This is a genomic window from Bacillus sp. ISL-47, from assembly GCF_018613175.1.
Lineage (GTDB): Bacteria > Bacillota > Bacilli > Bacillales > Cytobacillaceae > Cytobacillus.
The window spans coordinates 44,966-61,214 of record NZ_JAGGQS010000024.1 but is presented as its reverse complement, the minus strand read 5'-3'; the positions used below and the strand labels follow the sequence as shown (position 1 = coordinate 61,214).

The 16,249-nt window shown below is 41.9% G+C and carries 16 protein-coding genes; 4 read left to right on the top strand and 12 right to left on the bottom strand.

The genetic code is table 11. The features are described 5' to 3' along the window. Positions 1-612 precede the first annotated feature (612 nt). From J7I93_RS09730 to nosD, 4 genes are read right to left on the bottom strand one after another with little or no spacing between them, the layout of a single operon-like run. The gene (locus J7I93_RS09730; RefSeq protein ID WP_214725673.1) at positions 613-1,344 is read right to left on the bottom strand and encodes an ABC transporter ATP-binding protein; all 732 of its coding nucleotides are present in this window, start codon (positions 1,342-1,344) and stop codon (positions 613-615) included. Further along, on the bottom strand, positions 1,337-2,161 hold the full coding sequence (locus J7I93_RS09725) for an ABC transporter permease (protein WP_214725672.1): 825 nt from the start codon (positions 2,159-2,161) through the stop codon (positions 1,337-1,339). Before J7I93_RS09725 ends, J7I93_RS09730 begins: the two co-directional genes overlap by 8 nt. Next, the gene (locus J7I93_RS09720) at positions 2,158-2,619 is read right to left on the bottom strand and encodes a nitrous oxide reductase accessory protein NosL (protein ID WP_214725671.1); all 462 of its coding nucleotides are present in this window, start codon (positions 2,617-2,619) and stop codon (positions 2,158-2,160) included. Before J7I93_RS09720 ends, J7I93_RS09725 begins: the two co-directional genes overlap by 4 nt. 1 nt (position 2,620) lies before the next feature. Beyond that, positions 2,621-3,973: a nitrous oxide reductase family maturation protein NosD gene (gene nosD, locus J7I93_RS09715; protein WP_214725670.1), complete on the bottom strand. Its 1,353-nt coding sequence runs from the start codon at positions 3,971-3,973 to the stop codon at positions 2,621-2,623. A 174-nt stretch (positions 3,974-4,147) separates the two neighbouring features. On the opposite strand from nosD, the gene J7I93_RS09710 reads away from it, so the two are divergent. Together J7I93_RS09710 and J7I93_RS09705 are read left to right on the top strand one after the other, a co-directional pair. Then, positions 4,148-4,576, top strand: a complete 429-nt coding sequence (locus J7I93_RS09710; protein WP_214725669.1) for a MarR family winged helix-turn-helix transcriptional regulator — start codon at positions 4,148-4,150, stop codon at positions 4,574-4,576. Between the two features lie 54 nt (positions 4,577-4,630). Then, positions 4,631-5,827 (top strand): MFS transporter, encoded by a 1,197-nt coding sequence (locus J7I93_RS09705; RefSeq protein ID WP_214725668.1) that lies wholly within the window; start codon positions 4,631-4,633, stop codon positions 5,825-5,827. 587 nt (positions 5,828-6,414) lie between these two features. On the opposite strand, the gene motB is transcribed toward J7I93_RS09705, so the two are convergent. The 6 genes from motB to J7I93_RS09675 all read right to left on the bottom strand — a co-directional run bounded on the left by motB (position 6,415) and on the right by J7I93_RS09675 (position 10,367). Continuing rightward, positions 6,415-7,212 (bottom strand): flagellar motor protein MotB, encoded by a 798-nt coding sequence (gene motB / locus J7I93_RS09700; protein ID WP_214725667.1) that lies wholly within the window; start codon positions 7,210-7,212, stop codon positions 6,415-6,417. After that, on the bottom strand, positions 7,205-7,999 hold the full coding sequence (motA, locus tag J7I93_RS09695) for a flagellar motor stator protein MotA (protein ID WP_214725666.1): 795 nt from the start codon (positions 7,997-7,999) through the stop codon (positions 7,205-7,207). Before motA ends, motB begins: the two co-directional genes overlap by 8 nt. Before the next feature lie 144 nt (positions 8,000-8,143). Then, positions 8,144-8,596: a hypothetical protein gene (locus J7I93_RS09690; protein ID WP_214725665.1), complete on the bottom strand. Its 453-nt coding sequence runs from the start codon at positions 8,594-8,596 to the stop codon at positions 8,144-8,146. 149 nt (positions 8,597-8,745) lie between these two features. Beyond that, positions 8,746-9,207: an STAS domain-containing protein gene (locus J7I93_RS09685; protein WP_214725664.1), complete on the bottom strand. Its 462-nt coding sequence runs from the start codon at positions 9,205-9,207 to the stop codon at positions 8,746-8,748. 56 nt (positions 9,208-9,263) lie between these two features. Further along, positions 9,264-9,638, bottom strand: coding sequence for a DnaJ family domain-containing protein (locus tag J7I93_RS09680; RefSeq protein ID WP_214725663.1), 375 nt, complete (start codon positions 9,636-9,638; stop codon positions 9,264-9,266). Between the two features lie 120 nt (positions 9,639-9,758). Further along, a complete protein-coding gene (locus J7I93_RS09675; protein ID WP_251025791.1) occupies positions 9,759-10,367 on the bottom strand; it encodes a peroxiredoxin in 609 nt (202 codons plus the stop codon). Positions 10,368-10,525: 158 nt separating this feature from the next. Between J7I93_RS09675 and J7I93_RS09665 the strand changes: the two genes are divergently transcribed. Further along, positions 10,526-10,714, top strand: a complete 189-nt coding sequence (locus J7I93_RS09665) for a hypothetical protein (RefSeq protein ID WP_144542209.1) — start codon at positions 10,526-10,528, stop codon at positions 10,712-10,714. A 34-nt stretch (positions 10,715-10,748) separates the two neighbouring features. Here J7I93_RS09665 and hutH read toward each other — a convergent pair whose 3' ends face one another. Together hutH and J7I93_RS09655 are read right to left on the bottom strand one after the other, a co-directional pair. After that, positions 10,749-12,242, bottom strand: coding sequence for a histidine ammonia-lyase (hutH, locus tag J7I93_RS09660; protein WP_214725675.1), 1,494 nt, complete (start codon positions 12,240-12,242; stop codon positions 10,749-10,751). Between the two features lie 356 nt (positions 12,243-12,598). After that, positions 12,599-13,375, bottom strand: coding sequence for an STAS domain-containing protein (locus tag J7I93_RS09655; RefSeq protein WP_214987803.1), 777 nt, complete (start codon positions 13,373-13,375; stop codon positions 12,599-12,601). A gap of 580 nt (positions 13,376-13,955) precedes the next feature. Here J7I93_RS09655 and J7I93_RS09650 point away from each other — a divergent pair. Then, positions 13,956-16,049: a DNA topoisomerase III gene (locus J7I93_RS09650; protein ID WP_214725674.1), complete on the top strand. Its 2,094-nt coding sequence runs from the start codon at positions 13,956-13,958 to the stop codon at positions 16,047-16,049. Positions 16,050-16,249 lie beyond the last annotated feature (200 nt).

The window sequence follows — 16,249 nt, the reverse complement described above, 5'->3', positions numbered from 1 at the left end:
ACAATTATATGGACTTTATCAGATACCTGTCACTTTTTATAAAAATACGTTTAAAAATCTGCTCATATTTGTTATACATTTAGTCCTGCAAAGTGCAGGGCTTTTTGTTATGTAAGAATATTACAAAGTGCCACCTAATGAGGTATGAGAATTAATAGGCGGAGTATTTCCGACTAATGTATATAGTGGAAGCTTGAGAAGCAGAGATAAGTGGAGGAATTCCGGTTAACTGCTCTAAATAAGCCAAAATTCAAAGATTTGGATCATATAAGCGAAAAAACTCCGCTTATTCTTAAGGAAATATGGGTATTTCCCATTTTAAACGGAATTTTTCCTGTTATTTTTCAAACACAGTGAAATCAATATCTAGTCAGTCCAATTTGCGAGGTAACAGAAATCTCTGTAACCTACATCTCGAAATACAAATGGACCACATTTTCAAGCCTATTTTTATTATTATTCGCGTTATATCAATGGTGGGTTTTTCTAAAAAAAAATATCGGCTTCCAATATCAACAGCTTCTTAAATATCTGGTCAAGTTTCATCATCACCTACACCTATTTTATCATCAACTGACAATAAAAAACCGCTGCCTTCCCGGCAGCGGTTTCCTATTTGGCAACAGCCATTTGCCTTTCAAAGAAAACTTTTTCAAGTGAGACGTATCCTTCTTGGCTCTTCGTTAGCACATTAACTTTTTCATGGTGAAGGAGTTTTCCATCCTCCAGAAAAACTGCCGTATCGGCTATTTCTTCTACCATTGATAAAATATGTGTTGAGAAAAGGATGGTTTTACCTTTGTCGCGTTCTTCCCTTACAATCTCTTTAAAGCGGAAAACCCAGTAAGGATCAAGGCCGTTCGTCGGCTCATCCAGGATAAGAAGTGGCGCATCAGAAAGGAGTGCCTGGGCAAAGGAGAGCCTCTGCTGCATCCCTTTTGAATAGTTTTTTACCATCCTGTTGCGGTCTTCGTATAATCCTACCTTTTTCAGCACACCCTCTGCACGGACCGTTTCAACCCCCTGCAGGGATGAATAGAAGGTTAAGATTTCCCATCCAGTCAACTGGCGGGGAAATGCCATGTCATCCGGCATATAGGAGAAGGAGGCTTTATACGTTTTGCTCGTCGGATCAGCAGGCGTTCCTTCCAATTGAAGACTTCCTCCTGATGGGTTCAATATGCCGGTCAGCATCTTAATCAACGTGCTCTTTCCCGCACCGTTTCCGCCGCAGAGCGCGAGTATTTCCCCCTTTTGAATCGTGAAAGAAATGGGTCCAATTTTTTTATGCTCATGAAATGATTTATTTATATTCACAAATTCCACTAAAGGTTCTTTACTCATTTCCTACTCTCCTTTTTACCATCAGATTGCCCAATAGCAACGGCACAAGCACCCACAGAAATGACGATACCGCAAACAATGCTTTCCCAGATGAACCGTTCGCCCATACCGTCAACTCATACAGGCTTGGCCCAAATACAGACGAACCATCCAGGGTGAGAATGGACCAAACCCTGATCAGTTCAACAGGATTCAGAAAAATCGATAATGAAAGCAATCCAATGATCCAATCCTTTGTGGCGAATAGGCTGATTCCCATAACAATAAATTCATAAAATAAGACCGCAAACGCCCAAATCACTAGACTGATGCCTAAAGCCTGGAACCTATTTTTCGAATAGAGACCAATCATGAAGGAAAGAGCCAAAAAGATGACTGCCAATAGCAAAGAAAGACAATAAAATAAGAGCAAGAATGGGACAGATGTGTCTCCCCTGCCCATAAACATTACAAGTGCCGCTGCTCCGTATCCAAACGAAATAACGGACCAAAGTGCAAGAAAGAGGCCGATAAATTTCCCCAATACGACAGTAGGGACAGAAACGGGATATGTCAAAAGGAGCAAGAGCCCCCTGTCTTCCTTTTCACCAGCTAAAAATAAGCTGCCTATAAGAAGAGCTATTAAGGGAACCAAAAGCAGATTTAAATTCAGCAGGCTGGCAATCATACGGCTGAATCCGTTAAAGCCAGATTCCCCTGACTGACCAAAATATGTGACAAACACTGCAAGGACCGTAAATAACAGGCCGAAGCTTCCGAGCCATTTGCTTCTTATGATGAGGGTCAGCTGATGCCGTGCAATTGAGAGAGCCGTCATTGTTCCCACCCCCACTTATGTTCCTGCAGCTTTTTATAGTTATATAGCTCACCCATTCCCTGCTGCCCGATATAGGCTTCTGCACCTTCCTGATCTCTAAACGTCACGACCCCATTTGCCATTGGTGTCCAAAAATCCGGATGGAAAGCATGATAAGCATCCTTTAATTCTACCCACTCGCCGGACTCTGAATCTCTTACATATTGTTTCGCTATTTCTTCAGCAGAAATGGTTTCACCTTTTTCTACAAAATCCGCCATACAGCCAATATCATCAAACTTATAAACATCTCCGTTTGTTGAGATAACCTCTGTTGCATAATGTTCATGGGCAATGCTCATATTACAAATCTCGCAAACGTCTATTTCCGGATTAATCTCTTCAGGTTCAAACGTTTGCTCTTTCCCGCAGCCGGATAGAAGAGCGGCGGCTAATAACATGGCAAAAAGATTTTTCATCTTACTTTCTTCCTTTCATAATGATCCAAATAGAGAAAGCCATGAGAATTACTCCAAATAGCAGCAGCGATAATTGCCCTCTCTCCTCTTGGACATTTGTATGATCTAGCTTTACAGGTTGAATTAGCGGCTTTTGGTCATATACATTCGCTGTTCCGAGTGAAGGAAACATCGATTCTGCTTTGCTCCATAACTGGATAGCTGGACTTTCGAAATAAAATTGCCAATAAGGGCGGTTTTCCAAAATAGAGTCATAAAGGGAGCCGGCTTTATAAGGCTCTTCTCCAATACCATCACCAGTTAAATCAAAGCTGTTATAATCGTCCCAGTAATTCCCTTTTTCATCATGATCAAGACGCATGTCACTGCTTGCTACCTTAGAGGAAACAATATTGCCGATAAAGTTATTTTCACTAAGGGAATTTCGGGTGTTTTCTCCCTTAAACTCAAGCCCTACCTGATTGGCTGCAATCAAGTTATGATGAATTACGGTGTTTGTGGCTTCCTCAAAATAAAGGCCTGTGCTGTTCCTTCTAATTTCGTTATTTTCCAGAGTGATGTCGGCCGAATCATAAATCAGTATGCCATAACCTCTAAAATGGAATTGCTCAGTAATTTTATTTCTTTCAAACTGCAGCCTCTCTGAATCCATAACCATTAATCCTGTAATATTTTGCTCTATAGTGTTATCGGCGGCTTCAATGTCCGAACTAAACATAAAGTGAAATCCGTACCGTGAATCTTTAATTGTATTGCTATATATTTTGCTATTTTTTGCAAAATCAAAATAAATTCCATCCTGTACATTTTGAATGGTATTCTTTTCGATCACATTGCCTTCACCATAATAAAGATGAATGCCATTTCCCCTTTTAGAAAAATGAGTATCATAGCTTTCTATCCAATTGTTTTGAATCAAATTGTCCGAACTTTTTTCTGTGTAAACTCCAACGGTGACGTCTGTTAAGCTGTTAGAATGGATGGAGGCATCGTTTACATTTTTAAGATAAATCCCGCTGTCATTTTGGTTTTTACCGCTGTTGCGAATGGACAATCCTTGAATGGTCACATCATCCGCTTTAATGGTAATCACATTTCCCCGTCCTCCACCATCAAGTATCGCTCCATTCTCAGCTACCAGATTTATGGACTTAGAAATGGATATCGACTCTTTGTATAAGCCCTTTTCTACCTTAATCGTGTCGCCAGCCTTCGAATGGCTGATTGCTTTTTGGATGGAATCCCCTGGTACCACTATTTTTTCAGCCGCATTAGCCTGTGATCCTATGGAAAGCAGGATTATGATCCAAATAGAAAACGTGATAAACCCCCTGCTGTTTTTAAACCCTTCCATAATCCACTTCCTTTACGCGTTATATCACCTAATTTATCAAAAACTTGTGAGAGAACTTTGAAATTAATGTGGTTTTTCCATGAAGGAGCAGAGCGGAATTCCGATTGGGGCGGTAGACATTTTTTTGATTACCGTGTATAGTTAGCTAGGTAACTATTTTAAGAAGGTGATTAAATGTATTCTAATCAAAGCGAATTTTTTCACTCCATAAATCAATTTACTCGCCATTTTTCCAAAGTACTCAATGAAAGTTTGGTGCCTCTGGGTTTGTATGCTGCACAATGGACGATTATCTATCGCCTTAAAACAGGCGGTCCCAGCACGCAAAAAGAACTTTCTGCCTACCTTGGCGTTGAAGCGCCAACTATGACTCGGACACTGGCCCGTTTAGAAAAATCCGGATGGGTTACAAGAACAGCCGGCAAGGACAAACGTGAAAAAAAGATTTCCCTGACCGAAGCAGCTAATCAAGAATATGCCAATTGGCTCCAAGCCGTCCGCACAAACGAAAGCCATGTCCTGAACAATATCACCGAAGAAGAAATCAACACCATGATCAAACTCATGGCGAAAATGAAAGAAAACATGGTACCAGGCACCTAGACCAGTTGAAGAAAGTGGTATAGGTACCTGGTACCAAATTGTTAGGAGGACAACATGAAGAAACAGCCGTTATGGACGAAGGATTTTTTGAGTATTTCGATTACTAGTTTTTTCTTATTTATGGGTTTTTATATTTTACTTACGACGCTTCCCCTTTATATTTTGGATGACTTAAGGGGGGACGAGACACAGGTTGGTCTGATTATATCGGTATTCCTGATTGCCGCTGTGATCAGCCGTCCATTTACAGGAAAGTGGATAGACGAGCTGGGCCGCAGGAAAATCTTGCTTGCTTCATTACTAGTCTTTGCAGTTTCATCCCTGCTTTATTTTTGGGCTGACTCAACTCCGACTTTGCTTGCATTGAGGTTCCTGCACGGAATCGGCTTTGGTATGGCAACGACAGCAACCGGAGCGATTGTCGCTGACATTATCCCCAATGAACGGAGAGGCGAAGGGCTTGGCTATTATGCGATGTTTATGAACCTGGCCATGGTTATCGGGCCATTTGCTGGCTTGACGATTATTCAGTATGCAAACTTTGTATGGATTTTCGCTTTATGTACGGTTTTATCTTTCATAGCGCTTTTATTAGGTGCTTTTGTAAAAATGCCGCAAAGAGCCGTGAAAGCTGTCAAGCATCCCAAATTTACTCTTTCAAGCTTGTTTGAGAAAAATGCAGTTCCTGTAGCAATTGCAGCAGGCATCCTGGCATTTGCTTACGCAGGAATTCTTTCTTTTATTTCCGTTTATGCCAAAGAGTTAGGCCTGCTTGAAGCTGCAAGTTTCTTTTTTGTGGTTTATGCAGCGTTCATCATCATGTCCCGACCGTTCACGGGACGCTGGTTTGATACTTATGGTGAAAATAAAGTCATTTATCCAGGTATTATCCTGTTTGCCGCCGGATTATTTTTGCTTAGTCAGGCAAACGGCAGCTTTGTATTCCTGCTGTCCGGCGCAATTATCGGATTAGGCTACGGCACTATCGTTCCAAGCCTTCAAACAGTAGCGATCAAACAAGCCGATCCATCGAAAAGGGGCCTAGCTACTTCTACCTTCTTCACACTATTTGATACTGGGATTGGATTAGGCTCCTATGTTTTGGGGATTCTAGCGGTTCAAACTGGATTTTCAACCCTATATTTCATGCTTACAGGAGTTGCGCTGTTTGGCCTGTTCGTCTACTATTTGCTTCACGGGAAACAGAAAAAGCCGAACACTGTGCACTCTGAAGCTAATCTGCCGTTATAACTTGTATAGCTGCTTAATCTGGAAAAGAGCCCATTGCGGCTCTTTTCTTTTGTTGTTTGTCAACCCCTAATTGTGTATATTTTCTGAATATTTTTTGCCTTTTTTGTGAAATTTAGCATATAATGTAATTAATATGTATGGAATTATAGGCTACACTTCTTCGAATGTCATCGTACAAAAAGAATGCGAATGATTTATCGAAGATCTCGCTCCTTCCATAACAATACACAACAGTGCCAAATCAACACTAGTTTTACAACAGCTTTCTTAAGGAGGTTAATAAATGACAATCGTTCATATTTTGAACTTTTCTATTCCAATTGCATGTGTCTTTCTTTTTGGCATAATGTTGGACCGCATGTGCAAACCAGACGGATCTGAACAAGAAGCAAACAAATAATAATTTTTTTGCATCGCCGCTGAATATATCAGCGCTTTTTTGTTTTTTTGGCATCTCTTTTTGCCGATTTTGTTGGGGAATTTACTTATCCGCAGCTGGAAAATTAGTACATTTGTATGTTTAGATATTAATTAGGCATTTCAGTAATTCCACATTCATCCTTCACCCAAAAAAGAAACCAGCCCTGCTAGGACTGATTTCCCGTTCTCGGTAATATTAAAATTTCTACCCGTCTGTTTTTGGCTCTGCTATCTTTTGTTTTATTGTCGGAAACCGGCTGGAATTCGCCAAATCCCTTTGCACTGAACCAGCGTGGATCCAGTTTATCGTGATGAAGGATCATTTTCATAAAGTTGACCGCCCGCATCACACTCAGTTCCCAGTTCGATTCAAAGCGGGAATTACGGATTGGAACATTGTCTGTATGTCCGCTGATAATGATATTCCGAGGCGGATCCATGACGAGGAGCTCTGCTATTTCATTAGCTATTTTTAAATCCTCGGTCCGAACCTCTGCACTTCCTGAGCTAAATAGGACATTATCTCTGATTGAAACAAGCAGCCCCTCTGTAGTTAAAGAGGTCTCCAGCTTGTCTGCCAGATTTTTATTCTCTATAAATGCCTTTACCTTTTGCTGAAGAGCGGCCAATTCCTCCTGGTCTGCAGCCTGCTTCTGCTGCTCATTTTCCAGCTTATCAAGCGCAGCCATTCCCTCCAGATCCTTGCTCTGTTTCTCTAATATAGCATCTGTTGATTGCATTTGACCTTCAGGCATTGGGCTTGGAAATTCCAAGACACCTGTTCCGCCAGTGAAAACGTCATTGAATGCTTTCGATAACTTCTGAAACTTTTGTGCATCAACTGAACTCATGGCGAACAGGACAATAAAAAGAGCAAGCAGCAGGGTTAAAAGGTCAGCATATGGCAGAAGCCAGGATTCATCCATATGCTCGTCGTGATGCTGCTTCTTTTTACGCTTACTCATCCTTGTCCACGCTGCTTTCTTCAAGGAATTTTCTGCGTTCTCCTGATGGAAGATAAGAAGCCAATTTTTGTTCAATTATCCGCGGTGCTTCGCCTTCCAGGATGGACAGGATTCCTTCAATCATCATACTTTTCAGCTTTGCTTCCTGCTTAGATTTTCTCTTTAGCTTGTTGGCAAAAGGATGCCAAAGTACATATCCAGTGAAGATCCCCAGCAAAGTTGCAACGAATGCCGCACTAATGGCATGGCCCAAGCTGGTGGTATCATTCATATTTCCCAATGCTGCAATCAATCCAATAACAGCCCCCAACACCCCCAGAGAAGGAGCATACGTGCCTGCCTGACTGAAAATCAAAGCCCCTGATTGGTGCCTTTCCTCCATGGCATCAATTTCTTCGCTTAGCACATCACGGATGTAGTCAGCGCTTTGACCGTCAACTGCTAGAGATAATCCATTTTTTAAGAAGGTGTCTTCAATTTCATTGGTTTTAACTTCAAGGGCAAGCAATCCTTCTTTTCTTGCAAGCTGAGCCCACTCTGAAAACATTTTGATCATTTCAGTAGGATTCATGAGCTTTTCTTCTTTAAATAAGACTGCAAATATCTTTGGTACCCTTTTTATTTCACTCGTTGGAAAAGCAATGGCAACAGCTGCTGCCGTTCCCAAAATGATAATCAGGATCGCCGCAGGGTTAAGGAGAACTGCCGGACTTACCCCTTTATAAATCATCCCTACTCCAACCGCTATAAATCCCAAAATGATTCCTATTATTGTTGTTTTATCCATGCATGCCACACCTATCTATGTAGTCTAAGAAAACGGTATTGCTACTTACTATTAATTTCGGATATTTTTTACACTTCTTTAGGAAAAATCCCTTATAAATATAATAGGACAGGATCAATAGACCCTGTCCTGTAAACGCATTTTTTAGATCCAGCGGCATCCGCAATGCCTTCTGCGTCTTCTGTCGTCATCCTCTGCACCGCGGACTCTGTCACCTCTGCAGCCTCTTCCTGTTCCAGCTAAATCTCTGTTGTACCATAAGTCACCGGCGCCCGCTATATCATGATGGCGTCTTCTTCTGCGGTCATCTTCTGCTCCGCCAACATTATTACCGCAGCCGCAACGTCTTCTCCGATTGTCTTCCACTCCTGCTACATCGTCACCACGACGGTCATGTTTTCTGCGATCGTCTCGGCGGTCATCCCGGCGGTCATCTCGACGGTCATCCCGGCGATCGTCTCGGCGATCATCTCGACGGTCGTCTCTCCGATCATCCTCACCACGTCTATCATCTTCATCCCTTACAACAACTTCATCCGCGCGGATCACTACTTCATCCGCATTGATCTCAAATCTTCTTCTCCAATTTCTTGACATATAAATACCTCCTTTCTCCTGGATACTATAGAATATGTTCATGTGGGGGTTTCCGCATGGACAAATCCCCAGACTGACAGAAATTGTGCATGTCATTTATATAAAAACAAAAAAACTCCTTTCCACTTTTGGAGAGAAGTTATCCTGAACTATATTTTTTGAAAAACTAAATTATTGATCTTCATCAAGTGCTTTAATGCAGCCTGGAATGTCGCATGTGTTTCCGCATTAAGCTCTATGCCGGATAAAACAATTTCCTTTATTAACTGAGGTGTCATACCGACAAAATAAGGTTTAACACCCATTAGATGGATTGATTCTGTCAGATTTCGGACTTGCTGGCCGAGTTCAACAAGGCACATCTTCTCAATTCGCTCGACCGTAATATCAGTAAAATCGATGATGGCAAACTCTATATCATGTTCTTTAATATGGTTTAATATTTTTACGGTAATCTTTTCAAACCTTTCTGCCATGAGAAGGCCTGTTATCGGAACCAAAATAGTTTGCGGAACAATCGATGGAATGATTGGTGCAGTCATATCAGCGATGGCTGCTTCGTATTCTTCTACCCTTTTTTCAAGAAACTTTATATATTCATCTTTATTCATGGTTACTCCTTAATTGTTTCGTTTTGCCTATCAGGGGAACTGTTAAGCGGGCAGCATCAAAACAATTTATTGTTTATTTTTTCTTCGTAGTTTTTAAAGATCGACGAATTGGTATTTTGTCTTCTTTTTGACATCATGCTATTAAAACGAAGCATTTTTTCATTCAGCTTCTGCTGTAATTCTTTCTTTTCTACACTATTCTCACACTTTTTGATTAAGTCTTCAATTGTGAGCATTTCCTGCTTTATCTGGCTTTCTTCCTCGGTATAGCCTGCATTTTTAAGAATGCGGTAAGCCATCCGCAGATTCTCCGGCACTGATGCGAGATCATCAAAAGGAAGCGGCTTTCCATAACCAGGCAAATTGTCAAACTCACCATCTTTGTATGCCTTTCTAATCCGATCCTCAGACATAATGGTAAAGAAGTCCATTCATAATTTCCCCCTTTACATAATTTGTTACTTCTAATTATATATTTTAAGCTCTGCTTATTAAAGGAATTATATTTTTTAGAAGCGAAAAAACAAGAGAAAGCTTCCACCTCCTCCTGCTTAGATCTTACCTATTAAATTCGGATCCCGGATGATGCCAGGCTGGCCAGGCTGCCAGTTTGCAGGTACTCCCTGCCCTGTCTGTTGGGCATATTGAATCCCCTGCATCATTCTGACATGTTCAGGAAGATTCCGGCCAACTTCCCCTGGATAAATTAATTTTGCAGAGATGATCCCATTTGGATCAATAAAAACGGAAGCTCTTACAGCTGCCCCAGACTTTTCATCCAGAACGCGGTATGCTCTGCTGATCGCATGTGTCCTGTCGCTTACCATGGGGAAATTTACATTTTTTAAAGACGGAGAGGTCTCCTTGAATACTTTGTGGGAATATACACTGTCCGTACTAATGGACATGACCTCACAGTTGAGTGCTTTTAAGTAAGGATTAACAGCGGCGACCGCCGCCAATTCTGTCGGTCAAACAAATGTAAAGTCGCTTGGATAAAAAAACAGCAGTACCCACTTACCCTTATAATTCTCCAAATTGACTTTCTTTATTTGGTTGTCAATGATGGCATCAGCAGTGAAAACCGGAGCACGATCTCCTCGGCCTGCGCAAAAAACCGCTGGACTTGCAGCCAATGCTGCGTTAAATTCACTCACCATTCTTTTGCTCCCTTCATACTTCTATTCCGCCCTATATACTTATGCTTTTATATAGGAAAATGAACGCGAAAGAATGAAAATTAGCTGTCATACATAGTCCTTATGCTCGGGGGAAAAATAGGAAGGACCGCAACCTTAAAGATGAAAGGAGCATTGCCATGTCACGTGGAGTACATTTTAACCATAAAAGAAAGCATCATCCTGGGAACTTTCCCGAACATACTATGGTAGAGCAGCATACAACCGAAGCACAAGAAGATGAGGAATTAATTGTTACACAAGAAGCATTTAAAAACCGCTTTGAAGAAGATGAAGCAAAAGAACTTGAAGATAGGGCAAAGGAATAAAAATAAGGGTCTGAATTTTTCAGACCCTTATTTTTTAAATGGCTTCAATATCAACTTTTTTCAGCCAGGAAGCACATGACTCAATATCCTTTGAGAAAATGCGATCTTTTGTAATGGAAGGGACAATTTTTCTGGCTTCTTCATAGAATTTCTTTGTTTTATCAGCCATTTTCTCTGATCCGCGGTATTCTGCTGCCTGAAGGGCGCAAATTAATTCAATCGCAAGGACTTTATTAACATTTTGGATAATTTGATACGCATGCCTTGACCCGATCGTACCCATGCTGACATGGTCTTCCTGATTACCGGAGGAAGGAATGGAATCTACACTTGCCGGATGTGCAAGTGTCTTATTTTCCGATACAAGGGACGCCGCTACATACTGGAGAATCATTGCGCCTGATTGCAGTCCTGGTTCAGGGCTTAAAAAGGGCGGCAGATCACTTAGCTGCGGATTTACAAGCCTTTCAATTCTGCGTTCAGAGATATTGGCGAGTTCAGCGACAGCTATTTTCATAAAATCCATTGCGAGCGCAATCGGCTGGCCGTGAAAATTACCTCCGGAAATGACGCTTTCTCCATTATCAAAAATGAGCGGATTATCTGTTGCTGCGTTCATCTCGATCTCAAGCTTTTCTTTTACATATTCAAGCGCCTGCCAGGATGCACCGTGCACCTGAGGTATGCACCGGATTGAATACGCATCCTGAACTCTAATTTCTCCCTGCCTTGTGATCAAACTGCTGCCTGAAAGATATTCACGTATCCTCCTCGCTGTATCCACTTGCTGCTGATAGCCTCTAGCCTGATGGACATTTTCATCAAAAGCGTCAATAATTCCATTTAAGCCCTCCATTGTCACAGCGGCAATCAGTTCACTTTGATAAGCCAACCTTTCTGCTTCAAGATAAGCTACAACACCCATTGCCGTCATGGCCTGTGTACCATTGATAAGCGCAAGGCCTTCCTTGGCTTCCAGCCTTAGCGGTGTTATACCTTCTTGCTCAAGAACTTCCATTGCCGGCTTCCTTTCACCCCTGTAAAATACCTCTCCCTCTCCAACTAAGACCAGAGCTAAATGGGAAAGAGGCGCCAAATCACCGCTTGCTCCAAGCGACCCCTGCTGTGGAATAACTGGATGGATATTTTTATTAACCAGCTCAAGCAGTGTCTCAATAACTGATGGGCGAACCCCTGAAAACCCTTTTAACAATGCATTGGCTCTTAATAGCAGCATTGCTCTTGATACCGGCTCAGGAAATGGCTCTCCGACACCACATGCATGCGAACGGATCAGGTTTAATTGAAGATCCTGTACGTCCCCCTGGTCAATACGCACATCGCTGAACTTTCCAAAGCCTGTATTAATGCCGTAGATTACTTTTTCTTCACTGACAATTTTTTTCACTGCTGCATGGCTGTTTTTGACACTCTCCATACTTTCTTCGGATGCTGCCGCTTTTTCTCCTTCATATAAGACTCTATGGATATCCTTCAAAGTGAGCTGGTTCCCATTTAAAATAACCACTTTATTTTCCCTCCCCTGTGTTAAAGTCATCAAAGATCCTGTTAAATTTTCCATTTTATATCCTCCTCGGTACATTAGCGAAATAAAGAAAAGGCTGTATTTCAAACACAGGTTTGAAATACAGCCTTTTTAAACGGATTATTCGCAGCGAAAATTTTTGGGTGTTTCATGGTCATCAGTCCAAATCTATATATTTTCTGAATATAATTAATTTTATGTGTCCTAAAGAGTATTGTCAATTACTTTTTACCAGTTTTTAACAAATTAGATTGTTAGAATGGTAATACAGTAAAGCATTTTAACTCTTTTTCATTAAAAAAAGAGCCTGCAATCAGCAAACTCTTCTCTCTCCAATATTATTCTTTGTCTTCGATTCCTTGCCTTCTCAAGGCCTGCTTTAATGTACTGTAAGTATCTATGCCTGTAAAATCCAAACCCAATTGGATAGAGGTCTGGGCAACTTCAGGGCGAATGCCGGAAATGATTGACCTTACACCCAGCAGCTTTAACCCTGTTGTGAGTGAAAATATTTGATGGGCTACCATCGTATCAATAATGGCAACTCCCGATAAATCTATAAATAGGTGCTCTATGTTTTCCTTTGCACATTTTTGCGGGATTTGCTCCAGGAGCAATTGGGCGCGCTCAGTGTCAATATCGCCAATCAGCGGCAAAACCGCAGTTGAATCTTTAACAGGGATAACAGGGGACCCCAGTTCGTTTATAAGATTTTGCTGGGCGATAAGCCTTCTATTTGTAAGGTTATAGTACTTCTCCGTAAACTTATTAATTAACTGATCGAATGCTGTATTAATGACGGAACTCCACTTCAAGACATCGTCTGTAGAAATTTCAGCCTGATTTTCCTTTATAAACTCCTCAACAAAATGCCAAAAGGTTTCTCTTACATTGCTCAAAGCTTCAAGGACTTCATAAATAGGCGTATCCGATTCGATTCTGCTTTCCGCTACTGTGCTCGCCCACCTCTCCCTGTTTTCGGCGAATTGCTTCTTATCCTCCAGCAGAGCAGTAGAGACGGTATAGTTAGTAAAAGCGTTTTGTTCCCGCAGCAATCTCTCATACGCCGGATCTGCATCGGCTGAGTATATGGAATTTTCCTGTTTTTCTCTCATAGAAAGCCACTTGTCCGTAATGTTTTTTGAGTTAGTTTGAATAAAATCAAATAGTTTTCTGTTTTTTGAATCCATAATTTCACCTTGTCTTTCCATTTGTAAAGATACTGGTAATTTCATTGTAAAATGAATGGACTTTAAATTGAAAGCAATACACCTTATGACTCGTTACTTATCTTTCCAAACCAGCGGAACGTTTATATCTTTTTTCTAGGCTGTTTTCTAAAAGATTGTTGTTTTTGAATAGATTTGTGAATAGAACGATAAATAAGCTTGGTTGATTGGAGCGCAAGGTGCGAGACTCCAGCGGGAGGAGTGGGACAGGTGAGACCCCACAGGTGCTTGCACCGAGGAGGCTCACCGCCCACCCCGCGGAAAGCGAGCATCCTGGAGCGGAAATCAACCTCTCTACAATTCTTGTTTAAAAAGCAACAAAGTTTGCTAAAACAGCCTTTTCTATGAGGACTACCTATCCTGCTCATAAAGAAAACCTCCTCCATTACAAATTTTGTTGCTTTTCCGCTATACTGAGTAAGGATAGAAAAAGATTGCGGTCTTGCCGTAATCGAAAGGAGTTATGATGAAATCACTTGTTCTTGCAGAAAAGCCCAGTGTTGCACGTGAAATTGCAAGGGTACTGGGCTGCCGGCAATCACATAAAAGCTATATAGAAGGCGACAAATTTGTCGTTACTTGGGCTCTAGGACATTTAATCGAATTAAAGATGCCAGAACACTATGACAGCAAATATAAAACATGGAAGCTGGAGGACCTGCCTATCATCCCAGAGCAAATGGGGCTGAAGGTGATGAAGCAGACAAGCCACCAGTATAAAGCGATTGAAAGCCTGGCAAAACGGAAGGATATCAATGAGGTCATTATTGCAACGGATGCAGGCCGGGAAGGTGAGCTTGTCGCTCGCTGGATACTGGAAAAAATCCGCTGGCGCAAACCAATCAAACGATTATGGATCTCCTCTGTTACAGATCGTGCTATCCGGGATGGCTTTAAAAACCTGAAGCCGGGGAAGCAATTTGATGATCTATATGAATCCGCAGTCTGCCGGGCAGAAGCCGATTGGCTCATTGGCTTAAATGTAACAAGAGCGCTGACAACCAAATATAAGGACCCTCTTTCCGCAGGAAGGGTGCAGACACCGACCCTGGCGCTTATTATGGAAAGGGAAAAAAACATTCAAAAATTTGTTCCTAAAGAGTACTGGACCATTCGTGCCCTGGTAGGGCCTCTTCAGGCTGATTGGGAAAAAAACGGGGAAAAACGCGTTTTTTCAAAAGAAACAGCTGATAATATTGTCTCTAAAACAAAAGGGCAAAAAGCCGTTATCCAATCCATAAACCGGAAGGAAAAAACGGAGCCGCAGCCGCTCCCTTATGATCTGACCGAGCTGCAGCGTGATGCTAATAAACGTTTTGGCTTTTCAGCCAAGAAAACATCAAATGTGCTGCAGAAGCTTTATGAACAGCATAAGCTCGTCACATATCCGAGAACAGACTCCCGCTATTTGACCAAGGATATGGAAGCAACCATGATTGACCGTCTCCATGGGATTGCCGCTTCCTATAAAGATGAAGTACGGCCAATACTGGCCAATCAGGGAAAGGTACTCGCAAAGCGGGTCTTTAACAATGAAAAAGTCACAGACCACCATGCCATCATTCCGACGGAGGAGCGTGTCCATCTAGGAGATTTGTCCACAGATGAGCGAAAGTTGTACGAGTTGATCCTGCGCAGATTTCTGGCGCTTTTCCATCATCCTTATAAATATGAAAGCATTCATGCCATTATTGACGTAAACGGCGAAACCTTTACAGCCAAAGAAACGGCTGTAGTCGATTTGGGTTATCGCAAAGTTGAACGGAATACAGATGAGGAAACAGTAAAACAAAGCCTTAAAAATATATCAAAAGGCCAATCCTTTACAGTTCAAGCAGCAGAAGCTGCCGCACGGCTGACCGAACCGCCGCTCCGTTATTCAGAAGCGGACATTTTGACCCAAATGGAAAAATACAGCCTTGGTACCCCTGCAACAAGAGCAGAAATTATTGAACGCTTGCTGGAGACGGAAGCAGTGGAACGGCAAAATAGCCGCCTTTATCCAACCAAGAAGGGCAAGCAGCTCATGGACCTTGTAAATGATGACTTAAAATCACCTGAACTGACGGCCAAATGGGAACAGGATTTGGAAAAGATTGCTCGCGGAAAAGCAGACCCAAAAGAATTCCTGCTAAACATCCGCAAGCAGACAAGAACCTTGGTATCTGAGATTAAGAAGAGCGACAAGTCTTATCGGGCTCATAACCTGACCGGCTCCAAATGTCCCGAATGTGATTCCTTCCTGAAAGAAAGGAACACCAAGGATGGGAAAATACTGGTCTGCTCCAATCTGGAGTGCAGTTTCCGAAAAAGGAAGGATCCCAAGCTTTCGAACCGCCGCTGCCCTCAATGCCGCAAAAAAATGGAAATCCACCAGGGCAAAGCAGGTGCATACTTCCAATGCCGACCATGCAACGTCGTTGAAAAAGCCCAGGACAAGAAAAAAGCAGTTAATAAACGCGAAGAGCGCAAACTTGTCCAAAAATATACCCAAAAGGAAGAGTCCTTTGGAACAAGCCTTGGAGATTTGCTGAAGGCTGCTATGGAAGATAAGGATTAAAGTTTTGCCCCGGCTGATGCCGGGGTTTTTATTTTATGATCCCCGATAACTGTTTAGCTTTGGCTCTCATAGACAATACGTACTTCCCTCACCTAATCTGACAATCCCACCGCCGATCAGCTAGAGTTTTTTCGCAAACATTGTTGCTTTTTTAACAATGGCTCTGTGAAAGGTTAATGTTTTTTTAGCACCCTGTTGAT

Coding starts and splice junctions, on each gene's coding strand:
- J7I93_RS09685 (WP_214725664.1), bottom strand. CDS start 9,207: ATGAATAAAGATGAATATATAAAGTTTCTTGAAAAAAGGGTAGAAGAA.
- nosD (WP_214725670.1), bottom strand. CDS start 3,973: ATGGAAGGGTTTAAAAACAGCAGGGGGTTTATCACGTTTTCTATTTGG.
- J7I93_RS09720 (WP_214725671.1), bottom strand. CDS start 2,619: ATGAAAAATCTTTTTGCCATGTTATTAGCCGCCGCTCTTCTATCCGGC.
- J7I93_RS09680 (WP_214725663.1), bottom strand. CDS start 9,638: ATGGACTTCTTTACCATTATGTCTGAGGATCGGATTAGAAAGGCATAC.
- motA (WP_214725666.1), bottom strand. CDS start 7,999: ATGGATAAAACAACAATAATAGGAATCATTTTGGGATTTATAGCGGTT.
- J7I93_RS09690 (WP_214725665.1), bottom strand. CDS start 8,596: ATGTCAAGAAATTGGAGAAGAAGATTTGAGATCAATGCGGATGAAGTA.
- J7I93_RS09725 (WP_214725672.1), bottom strand. CDS start 2,161: ATGACGGCTCTCTCAATTGCACGGCATCAGCTGACCCTCATCATAAGA.
- J7I93_RS09650 (WP_214725674.1), top strand. CDS start 13,956: ATGAAATCACTTGTTCTTGCAGAAAAGCCCAGTGTTGCACGTGAAATT.
- J7I93_RS09710 (WP_214725669.1), top strand. CDS start 4,148: ATGTATTCTAATCAAAGCGAATTTTTTCACTCCATAAATCAATTTACT.
- J7I93_RS09730 (WP_214725673.1), bottom strand. CDS start 1,344: ATGAGTAAAGAACCTTTAGTGGAATTTGTGAATATAAATAAATCATTT.
- J7I93_RS09665 (WP_144542209.1), top strand. CDS start 10,526: ATGTCACGTGGAGTACATTTTAACCATAAAAGAAAGCATCATCCTGGG.
- J7I93_RS09705 (WP_214725668.1), top strand. CDS start 4,631: ATGAAGAAACAGCCGTTATGGACGAAGGATTTTTTGAGTATTTCGATT.
- J7I93_RS09655 (WP_214987803.1), bottom strand. CDS start 13,375: ATGAGAGAAAAACAGGAAAATTCCATATACTCAGCCGATGCAGATCCG.
- motB (WP_214725667.1), bottom strand. CDS start 7,212: ATGAGTAAGCGTAAAAAGAAGCAGCATCACGACGAGCATATGGATGAA.